This is a genomic window from Candidatus Zixiibacteriota bacterium (assembly GCA_040753495.1).
Classification (GTDB): Bacteria; Zixibacteria; MSB-5A5; order GN15; family PGXB01; genus DYGG01.
Window position 1 is genome coordinate 1 of sequence record JBFMEF010000018.1, and the last position, 12,521, is coordinate 12,521.

General features: G+C 52.1%; 13 protein-coding genes. All 13 read left to right on the forward strand.

What is annotated here, in order from left to right; all coding sequences use genetic code 11:
- On the forward strand, nt 1–1,356 hold a 1,356-nt coding region (gene gatA / locus AB1690_01085; protein ID MEW6013894.1), incomplete at its 5' end, for an Asp-tRNA(Asn)/Glu-tRNA(Gln) amidotransferase subunit GatA.
- Nucleotides 1,343–2,149: an alpha/beta hydrolase gene (locus AB1690_01090; GenBank protein ID MEW6013895.1), complete on the forward strand. Its 807-nt coding sequence runs from the start codon at nt 1,343–1,345 to the stop codon at nt 2,147–2,149. The genes gatA and AB1690_01090, both read left to right, overlap by 14 nt.
- Nucleotides 2,146–3,618: an Asp-tRNA(Asn)/Glu-tRNA(Gln) amidotransferase subunit GatB gene (gatB, locus tag AB1690_01095; protein ID MEW6013896.1), complete on the forward strand. Its 1,473-nt coding sequence runs from the start codon at nt 2,146–2,148 to the stop codon at nt 3,616–3,618. The genes AB1690_01090 and gatB overlap by 4 nt, the downstream gene beginning before the upstream one ends.
- Nucleotides 3,602–4,207, forward strand: coding sequence for a phosphoribosylglycinamide formyltransferase (purN, locus tag AB1690_01100; GenBank protein ID MEW6013897.1), 606 nt, complete (start codon nt 3,602–3,604; stop codon nt 4,205–4,207). The genes gatB and purN overlap by 17 nt, the downstream gene beginning before the upstream one ends.
- On the forward strand, nt 4,200–5,096 hold the full coding sequence (locus tag AB1690_01105) for a phosphoribosylaminoimidazolesuccinocarboxamide synthase (protein MEW6013898.1): 897 nt from the start codon (nt 4,200–4,202) through the stop codon (nt 5,094–5,096). Before purN ends, AB1690_01105 begins: the two co-directional genes overlap by 8 nt.
- 2 nt (nt 5,097–5,098) lie before the next feature.
- The gene (purH, locus tag AB1690_01110) at nt 5,099–6,670 is read left to right on the forward strand and encodes a bifunctional phosphoribosylaminoimidazolecarboxamide formyltransferase/IMP cyclohydrolase (protein ID MEW6013899.1); all 1,572 of its coding nucleotides are present in this window, start codon (nt 5,099–5,101) and stop codon (nt 6,668–6,670) included.
- Nucleotides 6,671–6,762: 92 nt separating this feature from the next.
- Nucleotides 6,763–7,236: a DUF494 family protein gene (locus AB1690_01115; GenBank protein ID MEW6013900.1), complete on the forward strand. Its 474-nt coding sequence runs from the start codon at nt 6,763–6,765 to the stop codon at nt 7,234–7,236.
- A gap of 29 nt (nt 7,237–7,265) precedes the next feature.
- A complete protein-coding gene (coaBC, locus tag AB1690_01120) occupies nt 7,266–8,453 on the forward strand; it encodes a bifunctional phosphopantothenoylcysteine decarboxylase/phosphopantothenate--cysteine ligase CoaBC (protein ID MEW6013901.1) in 1,188 nt (395 codons plus the stop codon).
- A 1-nt stretch (nt 8,454) separates the two neighbouring features.
- Nucleotides 8,455–9,186 carry a uracil-DNA glycosylase gene (locus AB1690_01125; protein MEW6013902.1) on the forward strand — a complete coding sequence of 244 codons (732 nt, stop codon included), beginning with the start codon at nt 8,455–8,457 and terminating at the stop codon, nt 9,184–9,186.
- 1 nt (nt 9,187) lies between these two features.
- A complete protein-coding gene (dnaB, locus tag AB1690_01130; protein ID MEW6013903.1) occupies nt 9,188–10,612 on the forward strand; it encodes a replicative DNA helicase in 1,425 nt (474 codons plus the stop codon).
- A 3-nt stretch (nt 10,613–10,615) separates the two neighbouring features.
- Nucleotides 10,616–11,395: an ABC transporter permease gene (locus tag AB1690_01135; GenBank protein MEW6013904.1), complete on the forward strand. Its 780-nt coding sequence runs from the start codon at nt 10,616–10,618 to the stop codon at nt 11,393–11,395.
- Nucleotides 11,396–12,157, forward strand: coding sequence for an ABC transporter ATP-binding protein (locus AB1690_01140; GenBank protein ID MEW6013905.1), 762 nt, complete (start codon nt 11,396–11,398; stop codon nt 12,155–12,157).
- Nucleotides 12,157–12,521: ATPase domain-containing protein (locus tag AB1690_01145; GenBank protein MEW6013906.1), on the forward strand; the 365-nt coding region annotated here is incomplete at its 3' end. The genes AB1690_01140 and AB1690_01145, both read left to right, overlap by 1 nt.

The following is a 12,521-nucleotide window of genomic DNA, read 5'->3' on the forward strand; positions in this document are numbered from 1 at the left end:
GAGAGGGCATTCAGCGCCGGCAAAAAGTTAAATGCATTCATAACCGTCACATCTGACCTTGCCCTCCATCAGGCTGAGGCTATCGATGACCGCATTGCCTCTGGTAAGCCGACCGGTCCGCTTGCGGGTGTCCCGATTGCCCTGAAAGATAATATCTGCCTTTCCGGATATCCTGCTACCTGCGCCTCACATATTCTGGATCGCTTCATCCCTCCCTATGACGCCACCTGCGCCCGGCGGCTGCGCGATGCCGGAGCCGTGATAATCGGTAAGACCAACATGGATGAATTCGCCATGGGGTCATCCAATGAAAATTCCTGCTACGGTCCTTGCGCCAATCCTATTCGAGAGAACCTGGTGCCAGGCGGTTCTTCAGGAGGTTCCGCGGCCGCTGTCGCCGCCCGGATTACCCCGCTTGCCTACGGCTCCGAAACCGGCGGCTCCGTCCGACAGCCGGCATCCTTTTGCGGTGTGTATGGTCTCAAACCGACCTATGGTGGAATATCCCGATACGGTCTGGTGGCATTCGCTTCCTCCATGGACCAGATTGGACCGCTGGCGCGCAATACCGAAGACCTCGCTTTAGCCTATAAGACTGTCTGCGGAAGAGATGAGCGCGACTCCACCTCCGTTGCCTTTGAACATCCGGACTATTCGGTTTTAACGACCGTAGAAAGAAAATTCCGTTTTGGACTGCCCCCGGAGTTTTTCGGCGAAGGAGTTGACCCGGAAGTGCGGCAGAACATCGAAGCGGCGATTGGGCTGCTCAAGAAAAGAGGGCACGAGGTTTTAAATATCTCGTTGCCGCATGCGCCGCTGGCAATAGCAGTGTACTATGTAATTGCCGACGCCGAGGCGTCATCGAACCTTGCCCGCTATGACGGTGTTTGCTACGGGTTGCGCGAAGAAGCAGAGGAGTTAGAAGAGATGTACCGACGCACCCGGTCGCGCGGTTTCGGCGCGGAAGTGAAACGACGTATTATGCTGGGGACATATGTTCTCTCGTTCGGTTATTATGATGCGTACTATTATAAAGCGCAGCAGGTACGGGAACTCATCCGGCGGGACTTTGAGCAAGCCTTTCAGAAGGTTGACCTGCTGATTACACCAACCGCGCCGACTGTGGCGTTTGGCAAGGGAGAAAAAGTTTCCGACCCTTTGGCAATGTACTTATCCGATATTTTTACCGCTCCGGCCAATCTCGCCGGCATACCGGCTCTCTCCGCTCCCTGCGGATTCACAAGCGACAAATTGCCGGTCGGTTTGCAGTTTATCGGACCACCCTTTGGCGAAGCGACGCTATTCCAGGCAAGTTACGCATTAGAGAAAATTCTAAAAGAGAATGCCGTACTTTAAATCCAATAATGTCAGGATATTCTATGAAGAGCGAGGAACCGGTACTCCGATTCTCTTTCTGCACGGCTTCTCGCTTGACCACCGGATGTGGTCGGAGCAGCTGGCGTACTTTTCATCATGGTACCGGACTATCGCCATGGACGCCCGCGGGCATGGGCAATCCGACGCCCCGGAGAGCGGCTACGCCAGGGAGGACCGGGTGGCGGATGTTCTAAATCTGATGGCTGAATTAAAACTGCCCCAGGTGCATCTGGTCGGTTTGTCGATGGGCGGAGGGGATGCTCTGGCGATGGCGGTTGACCATCAGGATAAGCTGCTCTCTCTGACGCTGGCAGATACGGTGGCGTCCGGTTACAAACCAAAAGTACGACCGCGCGAACCTAAAGAACATATTGCCGAGAAAGGTCTGGAAATATTCAAAGAAATGTTCATCGAGTCCTCGCTCTCCCGTTATGGAAAAGAGATGCAGGATATCAAGAGTAAATTGGCTACAATGATGAGAGCTTTCAGCGGCAAACCCTGGACTGACCCGAAAAAAGGAAAATATCCCAAACGGGATGACCTCAAGATGGCCGCTTCGGTGCGGATTCCCACCTTGATAATCGCCGGCAAGAGAGATATCGCCTGGCTGCCGTTGTCTCAGAAGTTGAGCGAAATCATTCTTGATTCTCGCCTGGTGGTGCTATCGGGAGCAGGGCATATGTCAAATATGGAAGCGCCCGACAGATTCAATGAGACTCTGGCAGCTTTTCTTAAGGAAATTGACGTCAAAGCGAGGAGACCCCGAAATTGAGCGCAAGAGCGGAAAACCGGGGACATTTTGAGGCCGTCATCGGCCTGGAGGTGCATGCTCAGCTGGCAACCTCAAGCAAGATATTTTGCGGCTGCCGTGTCGAGTTTGGCGCTTCTCCCAACAGCCTGACCTGCCCGGTCTGTCAGGGACTGCCGGGCGCCTTGCCGGTCCTTAATAAAAAGGCGGTGGAATATGCGGTCAGAATGATACTGGCGACCGGCGGGACCGTAAATCAGCGGTCGATTTTTGCCCGGAAAAATTACTTTTATCCAGACCTCCCCAAAGGATATCAGATCTCTCAGTATGAAACTCCTCTTGGAATTGGTGGCTCGCTGGTCATTCCTGCCTCCGGCGGTAACGACAGGAAAGTAATTAGACTGAAAAGAGTGCATCTGGAAGAGGATGCCGGCAAATCGCTTCATCCGGAAGCGGGAGAAAACTACACCCGCATCGACTTAAACCGCTGCGGCACCCCCCTTATAGAAATCGTTACCGAACCGGATATCAAGTCCCCTCATGAGGCGTATGCCTATCTGGTTATGTTAAAGCAGATTCTCCAGTATCTGGAAATCTGCACCGGCGATATGGAGAAGGGGCATCTGCGCTGTGACGCCAATATCTCCGTCAGGCCCGCCGAGTCTCCGGAATTGGGAACCAGAACGGAACTGAAAAACCTCAATTCATTTCGCTGGGTGGAGCGGGCGCTCGCCTATGAGATCGAACGACAGACAAAAATCATCGAGTCCGGACAAAAAGTCGAGCAGCTCACTCTTCTCTGGAACGAAAAGAAACAGATTGCCGAGCCGATGCGCTCTAAAGAAGAATCGCACGACTACAGGTACTTCCCCGAACCGGACCTGGTTAATCTTGTAATTGACGATGACTGGCTGAAAAGTATCAAAGTCAGCCTGCCGGAACTTCCCGAGCAGAGAGCGGCGCGCTTCGTCAAACAGTATCAAATTCCGGAATATGACGCCGGCGTGCTGACTTCCAGCCGGGGATTGGCGGACTTCTACGAAACGGTCATGAAAGGATACTCCGATGGGAAGACCGCCTCCAACTGGATTATGACCGAGATTATGCGGGTGCTCAACGAAGAGAAATCTGAAATTGAATCATTTCGTTTGACACCCCAGGCGACTGCGGAACTTCTGAATCTCGTCAAAGACGGCACCGTCTCCGGAAAGATCGCCAAGGAGATTTTTGCTGAGATGCTCGCCACCGGCCGGAGCGCCTCCGAAGTTTTATCGGCAAAGGGGTTGACACAGATTTCTGATTCTACTTTAATTAGCGAGGTAATAGAGAGGGTCCTGGCGCAGGACCGGGAGAATCTTCGCAAATATCTCTCCGGCAAGACCCAGATATTCGGTTATTTTGTCGGAGCGGTAATGAAGGAGACCAAAGGTAAAGCGAATCCGGCTCTGGTAAATAAACTATTGAAGGAAAAACTCGATGCCCTTGCCCGTTAATCTGGCGGTTTTCATATCCGGCGGCGGAAGTAACCTGCAGTCGTTGATTGACGCCGCCAAAGCGGGAAGATTGTCGGCGCGAATTGTGCTGGTGGTCTCCAGTCGCGCCGATGCTTTTGGTTTGGAGCGCGCCAGACGGGAAAAAATAGACACCGTTGTTTACAAAACCAAAGATTATCCCAGCCCGGAGGACGCCGAGAAAGATCTGCTGAAAATCCTGGAGTATTACCGTGTCGAACTTATCGCTTTGGCTGGATATCTGAAGATGATTCCGGTTTCTGTCATCAAGAAATATAAAGGCAGAATTACCAATATTCACCCGGCATTGCTGCCCAAATACGGTGGCAAAGGAATGTACGGCCATTATGTGCACGAGGCTGTCATTGCCTCGAAAGACAAGGAATCGGGGGCAACCGTTCATCTGGTGGATGAAATCTACGACCACGGAGAAATCCTGATGCAGGAAAGAGTGCCGGTCACGCCGGGCGATACGCCGGAGAGTTTGGCTGAAAGAGTTTTGAATGTCGAACACAAAATATATCCAATAGCCTTGGAACAATTAATTAGAGGAAAATTTGGTGATGGATAAGGTAATATTGAGCACCGACATTAAGGAGTACCCGGTTTTTTCCATGGGGAAAGTCCGCGATGTTTATGACCTGGGCGACCGGCTTCTGATTGTAACCACCGACCGCGTGTCGGCGTTTGACTGTGTTCTCCCCAATGGAATACCGGGGAAGGGAAAAGTGCTGACATCGATGTCGCTTTTCTGGTTTGAACTTATCAAAGATCTGGTTGACTCTCATCTTGTCACCGCCGATATCTCCCAATTCCCGGCCAATCTTCAAAAATATGCCGATATCCTCGAGGGCCGCTCTATGCTGGTGGTTAAAGCCAAACGAATTGATATTGAGTGCGTGGTGCGAGGATATATATCCGGCTCCCTGTGGAAAGAACTTCTGGAAGCGCGCCGGAAAGGAACTAATATGGTGCACGGATTCAGCTTCCCCCCGAATCTCAAGGAATCCGAGCAATTACCGGAACCGCTTTTCACTCCCGCCACGAAAGCGGAAGACGGGCATGATGAAAATATCTCTTTTGAGCAGATGATTAATGTCGTTGGCAGGGAGACGGCCGAACTCTGTCGCGACAAATCGCTTGCGATTTATAAGAAAGCTGCCGAGTACGCGCGGAGCCGGGGAATCATTATCGCCGATACCAAGTTCGAATTCGGATTCCACAACGGCAAGTTCATAATAATTGACGAAGTTCTGTCCCCCGATTCCTCCCGCTTCTGGCCTGTGAGCCAGTATGTCCGCGGAAAAGGGCAGCCGTCATTTGACAAGCAGTTCATTCGCGATTATCTTGCCGGACTTGACTGGGATAAGAACCCGCCGGCGCCGCCGTTGCCGGAAGAAATCATTTTGAAATCGGCGGAAAAATATCGCGAGGCGGAGAGACTTTTGATTGGAAGGTAAGGATGGCAGATTTAATAAAAATAAGGCGGGCGCTGATTTCGGTTTCGGACAAAACCGGTCTGGCGGAATTCGCCCGGGCATTAGCCAAGTTCAATATCGAAATAATTTCCACCGGCGGCACTCTGGCGGCGCTGAAAAAAGCCGGTTTTCAGGCCGTCTCTGTTTCCACCTTCACCGGCGCTCCGGAAATACTGGGCGGTCGCGTCAAGACGCTTCACCCCAAAATTCATGCCGGCATCCTCTTTCGCCGCGACAATCCTGATGACTGCGCCGAATTGACTCATCAGGAATACAAAGCAATCGATATGGTGGTGGTTAATCTTTACCCTTTTGAGAAAACGGTCAGCAATCCCAAATCGACGGAAGCGGAAATAATCGAGAATATCGATATCGGCGGACCCTCCATGGTCAGAGCCTCGGCAAAGAATTTCGCCGGCGTTACAATACTCACCGACCCCGCTGATTATCCTCTGATAATTCAGGAGATGGAAAACAGTGACGGCGCTATCAGCCTGAACACTCGTCGGCGCCTGGCGGCAAAAGCTTTTGACCTTACCTATCGCTATGACCGTCTGATTGCCCGTTATTTTAGCGGACCCTCCAAGGTCGAAGATACCGGATTCCCCTCCAATCTGGAGTTATCCTACGCTTTGAAATCGAAACTCCGTTACGGGGAGAATCCCCATCAATTGGGCGCCTTCTATATTGATGAGCAGTTCAATGGAGCGTCGCTCAGCCGCGCCGAAATCCTCGCCGGTAAGGAGCTTTCATATAACAACATTGCCGATATGGATTCCTGCCTGGAGATGGTCCTTGATTTCAAAGAGCCGTTCGCCTGCATTGTCAAACATGCCAACCCCTGCGGAGCAGCCACCGGAAAGTCATTGTCAGACGCTTACCGTGACGCCCTCGCCTCTGACCCCCTTTCAGCCTTTGGCTCAATCATCGGCTTAAACCGAAAAGTCGATATGGCTACGGCGCAGTTGCTATACGACACCGAATTCATCGAGTGCATCCTGGCGCCAGGATATGACACCGAGGCGCTGGAACTGCTCAAAAAGAAGAAAACTCGTCGCCTGTTGTCACTACCCGAAATGACTGCAGGACGGCCCTCCGGCGAAAAAACGGCGAAATTCGTCCGTGGTGGAATGCTCTATCAGACCGCCGATGACCATCAATTAGACCCGGCCACCCTTCAGGTCGCCAGCAAGCGAAAACCGACCGAGGCCGAGTTGACATCACTTCTATTTGCCTGGAAAGTGGTCAAACATACTAAGTCGAATGCCATCGTAATCGCACGCAATGCCGCTACCGTGGGAATCGGAATGGGGCAGACGTCTCGAGTCGATGCCTCGGCTTTGGCGGTGAAACGGGCTGGCGACAGAGCCAAAGGCGCTGTGCTGGCATCAGACGCCTTTTTCCCGATGCCGGATGGCGCTGAAGTTGCCCTGGAGGCAGGAGTTACTGCTATAATCCAGCCGGGCGGCTCTAAAGGCGACCCCAAAGTGATTGAAGCTGTGGATAAAGCCGGTGCGGCGATGGTTTTCACGGGCGTAAGACATTTCCGGCATTGAAATTAAAAAATAGTAAGTTTATTCGCTTGCCAGAAATCTGATTTACCCCTAAATTGTTTCCAGACAACTTTTGGCGGTGAAAGGGAACTGAAGTGGGTGACAGGGTACTTGAAATTGTGGTTCTCTTGATGACTCATATAAAGGAGTCGCGTGGACTCCTTGAAAACTTGGAGGATATCTCCGATAGCCTTAGAAGCCAAGGATTTACAGACAACGAGATTACCACCGCTTACTCCTGGGTACTTGACCAGTTGCAGACCGATTCCCAACTCCTGCACACCATTTCCCAGCCCACCAGTTCTTTCCGCGTATTCTCCGAAAAGGAGCGGCAACATTTCGATAAAGAAGCCCTCGGCTACATCATGCAGTTGCGACATCTGGGGCTTTTGAACTTATCCCAACTGGAAACCGTCCTGGAGCGGGGCGCTCTGGTCGGTCCTGCGCCTATCAATGTTGACCATATAAAAATCCTTGTGGGGACCGTGCTCTTCCGCGATTCCGGAAGGCCGGAAATAGTCCGTCAACCGTCATATATCTTCAATGATGACGAGGGCTCTATCAACTGATCGATAAATCGGTTTTATTCTGATTTTTGATGTCATTAAAAAACAAGAAAATTATTGTCGGGATTACCGGCGGTATTGCGGCATATAAGACCCCCAATCTGATCCGTCTGCTTAAAAAAGATGAGGCCGAAGTCCGCTCCATCATGACCGCCTCGGCAACCAAATTCATCACGGCGCTGACCATTGAAACTGTTTCGCAGAATCCGGTATCGGTGGAGATGTTTCCGGAAGACCGCTTTGCCGGCACCCATCATATCGATATGGCGGACTGGCCCGACCTCTTTGTGATTGCGCCGGCGACCGCTAATTTCATTGCCAAGGTGGCATCGGGCATCTGTGATGACCTCCTCACCACGGTGATTTGCGCCACCCGCAAACCGATTCTAATTGCCCCGGCTATGAACACCAATATGTACCTGAACCCGATAACCCAGAAGAATATCAAATTTCTCAAGGAACTGGGATACCAATTTATCGACCCCAACGAGGGAGAGCTTGCCTGCAATGTGGTCGGATGGGGCAGAATGGCGGAGCCGGAGGAAATTCACTCCTATATTCTCCGACAATTCCAAAAAAAAAAGTCTCTGACTGACAGGAAAGTGCTGGTGACAGCCGGTCCCTGCCGCGAGGCGCTTGACCCGGTTCGTTATATTTCCAATCGCTCTTCCGGTAAGATGGGATATGCTCTGGCAGCGGCGGCAAAAGAGGCCGGCGCCGATGTAACCCTGATTTCCGGTCCATCATCATTGAGCGCCCCCTGGGGAATCGAGACAATTAAGGTGGAATCTACCGAAGAGATGTTTCGCGCTGTCGAGAGACGATTTCCACAATCCGACTTCCTGATTATGGCGGCGGCCCCGGCCGACTTCACTCCTGAAAAAGTAGAGAAGAAGAAAATCAAGAAGTCTGATTCTATGGTATTGAGTTTAAAACCAACAGTTGATATATTGTCCTCTCTCCGGCGCCAACGTAAGAATCAAAAGGTAATCGGATTCGCATTGGAAACCGACCGGGGACCGGAAAACGCCCTGGCAAAATTGAAAGCCAAAGCTCTCGACATGATTGTTTTAAATATGATGGAAAAACAGACCCCCTTCGATAACGACCAGAACCAGGTGACCATCATATATAAGAATGGAAAATCGGAAAAGACCGCCCTTATGCCGAAGAGCGAACTGGCTGAAATCCTTATTGAGAAAATCGCCGCCTTGAAATAGTATGACCGGCATCCGAAAGAAATTAGACCCCAAGACCTCGGCTTTAATCAAGAAAGCAGCCCGCAGTCAGGCGGAAAATGGACTGAAAGAGATTGTGATTTCAAGTACTAACGTGCTCCGAAGAAAGCGGGAACTGGCCGGACGCCGTCGCGTTGCCGAAGTTCGGCAGTACCGCAGTCTGGATGAGCATTATAGTGACATCTGCCAATGCCAGAAATGTCCGCTTGGCGCCACCCGGACCAAATTTGTCTACGGCGTGGGAAATAGCGCGGCAAAGGTAATGTTTATCGGTGAAGCGCCGGGTCGGGATGAAGACCTCCAGGGGGAGCCGTTTGTGGGGCGCGCCGGACAACTGCTGGATAAAATTCTGGCGGCAATCAAATTCTCCCGGCAGGAGATTTATATCGCCAATATTCTCAAGTGTCGTCCTCCTAATAACCGCGACCCTCTTCCCGAAGAGATGGCAACCTGCCTCCCTTACTTGATGGAGCAAATCAGGTTGATACAGCCACAGCTTATCTGCGCTCTGGGACGGATTGCCGCCCAGGCGCTTCTTCAGACCACCACCCCTATTGGTAAACTGCGCAAGGTCTGGCATGATTTCCAGGGGATTCCGTTTCTGGTGACTTATCATCCGGCGGCGTTGCTCCGTTTCCCGACTTACAAGAAAGATGTCTGGGAAGATGTGCAGATGCTTCGCGCCCGATACGATGAACTAAACCCGGTGCAATAGAGTGGCAATTAGAGAAAGAAAGAACAAAAGCAAAGAGCAGGATATTGCTCACCTGGAGCCGCCACAGTCGGTTGACGCCGAACAACAGGTGCTGGCATCGATACTTAAAGACCCGGATGCCATCAGCGTCGTCATTGAGACAATTGATGACGCCGAGCATTTCTACGCAGGGCGGCATAAACTGATTTTCAAGGCGATGCTTCGGCTTTACGACCGCGGCGGGCCGTGCGATATCACCACTGTTGCCGAAGAACTCGCCAAGATGGATGCTCTTGACGATGCCGGCGGAAGAATCTATCTGATTGAACTGGTCGAAGGGCTGGTCACAACCGCCAACGTCGGCAATTACGCCGAGATTGTTCTGGAAAAATCAACTCTTCGCAGTCTGATTGGAGTTTCCAACGAAATTATCAAGGACTGCTATATTCAGGAGGGGGGAGTCTCCGAAATTCTGGATGAAGCGGAGCATAAGATTTTCAGCATTTCCGAAAGCCGTCTGCGAAAAGGTTTCACAGCCCTCTCTTCGCTTCTGCCGCGAACTTTTGAGCAGATTGAAGATTTTCAGGAAACCAAGGGGGGCCTGGTTGGGGTTAAAACCGGCTTTGACCAGCTGGACGCCCTGACCGCCGGGCTGCACAACGGCGACTTTGTCGTCGTGGCGGGCCGACCTTCGATGGGGAAAACCGCCTTTGCCCTGAATATTGCCGAGACCGTCGCGATTGAAAGCAAGCTACCTGTCGGAATATTCTCTATCGAAATGTCCAAAGAGCAGGTGGCTTTGCGCTTTCTCTGCGGTCGAGCGCGCATAAGCCAGCACCTCTTGCGAACCGACCGTCTGCGTGAAACCGATTGGAAACGGCTGGGAATGGCAAGCGGTCCCTTGTCCGATGCGCCAATCTTCATTGATGATTCCGCTACCCTGTCAACATTGGAAATGCGCGCTAAAGCCCGACGGCTCAAAGCCCAGCATAATATTGGACTCCTGATAATCGATTATATCCAGATGATTCATTCGGCGCAGCGTTCCGAAAACCGCCAGCAGGAAATGTCGCTCATCTCCCGCTCCATCAAGAGTCTGGCTAAAGAGTTGAACATCCCGGTCATCGCCTGCAGTCAGCTGTCGCGTATGGTGGAAATGAGAGGCGGCGACAAGAGACCGCAACTGTCCGACCTGAGAGAGTCGGGGGCGATTGAGCAGGATGCCGATGTGGTGATGTTCGTGTACCGTCCCGAATTTTATCTGTCGCATAAGGACAAGGATGACCCGGACCGGATGGCGGTGGAAGGACAAGCCGAGATAATTGTCGCCAAACAGCGCAACGGTCCCACCGGCAGCGTGCGACTGGCGTTTCTCAAAGATTTTGTTCGCTTCGAAAATCTGGAGTACCGCCCGGTCCCGGCTGGAGAAGCCGATACTCCTTTTTAGCAGATGGCAAACGGATTCTTATTAGTCGGCCGACGCGCTCTCAACTTTGTCGCCCGTCTGGGCAGTACATTTATTCTTCTTCTGAAAACTGTCTATTACTTAAAAGAAATCCCCCGCTCCCTTGGCTTGATTGTTGACCAGTTTTTTTTCATCGGCAATAAATCGCTCCCCTTGATTGTAATTACGTCTATTTTCATCGGGGCTGTTTCGGCGTGGCAAGCGGCATATCAGTTTCAGTTTATCGGGGCGCCGCTTCGTTATCTCGGCGCCGCTGTCGGCAAGGCGATTGTGATTGAACTGGCGCCGGTCCTGACAGCGCTGGTGGTGGCAGGACGGGTCGGAGCCGGTATCGCCGCCGAAATCGGCACCATGAAAGTTACCGAGCAGATTGACGCCCTGGAATCAATGGCTATCAGCCCGGTGCGATATCTGGTGATGCCCCGCTTTTTTGCCAGCCTGACCATGATTCCGCTGCTGACCATTTTCTCTAACTTTGTCGCCATATCCGGCGCCCTTGCCGTATCGGTGCTTTTCGTGGACCTCTCCTACGAGACTTTTTTGAATGGCGTCAAGAACTCTTTCCAGATTTTCGATATGGTCTCCGGGCTGACAAAATCAGCGGTGTTTGGCGCTATTATCGGCATTGTTGGCTGTCATGAGGGGTACCGCGCCGAGGGGGGCGCCCGGGGGGTCGGCAAATCTACGATGGAAGCCGTGGTGATTTCATCGGTCATGATTCTTGTCGCCGACTATATTATCGCAACCGTGCTGTTCAAGGTGTAAATGATGACCGCGCCGGTAATCAGAATTGAAAATTTGAGCCGGGCTTTCGGCTCCAAGAAAGTCCTCAACGGCATCAACCTTGTGGTTAACAAAGGTGAGTCGCTGGTCATAATAGGTCAATCCGGATGCGGCAAATCGGTTCTGCTCAAACATCTTAACCGTCTCCTGCGACCCGATTCCGGAGCAGTCTATATACATGACAAAGATATTTCACTCATGCCCTCCGAAGAGCTCTTTGAGATACGCCGCACCATCGGCATGCTGTTCCAGTCGGCGGCACTTCTGGATTCGCTGACAGTCGCCGAAAATGTCGGGCTGGGACTGCGTGAGGGGTGGAAATATTCAAAAAGCGAAATCGCCGATATCGTCCGCGATAAGCTGGAATTGGTGGGACTGGCGAATACCGAAAATCTGTACCCCTCCGACCTTTCCGGCGGGATGCGCAAAAGGGTGGGGCTGGCGCGCGCTATCGCCACCAACCCGGAAATCCTTCTCTATGACGAGCCTACCACCGGTCTGGACCCCATTACGTCGGATATCATTAATGACCTGATGATTGAGCTTCGCGAAAAATTGAAGGTCACCTCGATTGCCGTGACCCACGACATGACCTCCGCCTATAAAATCGCCGACCGGATTGTCATGCTCTATAACGGAATGATTGAATTTGAGGGAACTCCTGAGCAGGTCAGAAATTCCGGCAATGAAGTCGTCAGCCAGTTTATAAACGGACGGGCAACCGGTCCCATCAAGGTTCAATAATGGGTAACGAGCGGAAATTCATAAGCGCCTTTATCTGCACCCGCTGCGGCGCTGTCCATAACAAGTGGCAGGGGCAGTGCAAAGAGTGCGGCGAATGGAACAGCCTGACCGAAGAAAAAATCATTAAGTCCTCAGGCAAAAGGGCGCGCGCCTCTTCCGACAAGCCGGCCTCTCTCGATGAAATCAAAGTTGACTTTGCCGGAGGGTACAAAACCGGGCTGGCCGAGTTCGACCGGGTGCTGGGGGGAGGATTGCTTCCGGGAAGCGCCGTCCTTCTTGCCGGTGAACCGGGAATCGGCAAATCGACTTTAATTCTTCAGGCGGCAGAAGCCTATTCCGAGAACGAATGCAATATTTTATATAT

Coding starts and splice junctions, on each gene's coding strand:
- AB1690_01125 (MEW6013902.1), top strand. CDS start 8,455: ATGACCGGCATCCGAAAGAAATTAGACCCCAAGACCTCGGCTTTAATC.
- purH (MEW6013899.1), top strand. CDS start 5,099: ATGGCAGATTTAATAAAAATAAGGCGGGCGCTGATTTCGGTTTCGGAC.
- AB1690_01090 (MEW6013895.1), top strand. CDS start 1,343: ATGCCGTACTTTAAATCCAATAATGTCAGGATATTCTATGAAGAGCGA.
- AB1690_01140 (MEW6013905.1), top strand. CDS start 11,396: ATGATGACCGCGCCGGTAATCAGAATTGAAAATTTGAGCCGGGCTTTC.
- AB1690_01135 (MEW6013904.1), top strand. CDS start 10,616: ATGGCAAACGGATTCTTATTAGTCGGCCGACGCGCTCTCAACTTTGTC.
- AB1690_01105 (MEW6013898.1), top strand. CDS start 4,200: ATGGATAAGGTAATATTGAGCACCGACATTAAGGAGTACCCGGTTTTT.
- coaBC (MEW6013901.1), top strand. CDS start 7,266: ATGTCATTAAAAAACAAGAAAATTATTGTCGGGATTACCGGCGGTATT.
- purN (MEW6013897.1), top strand. CDS start 3,602: ATGCCCTTGCCCGTTAATCTGGCGGTTTTCATATCCGGCGGCGGAAGT.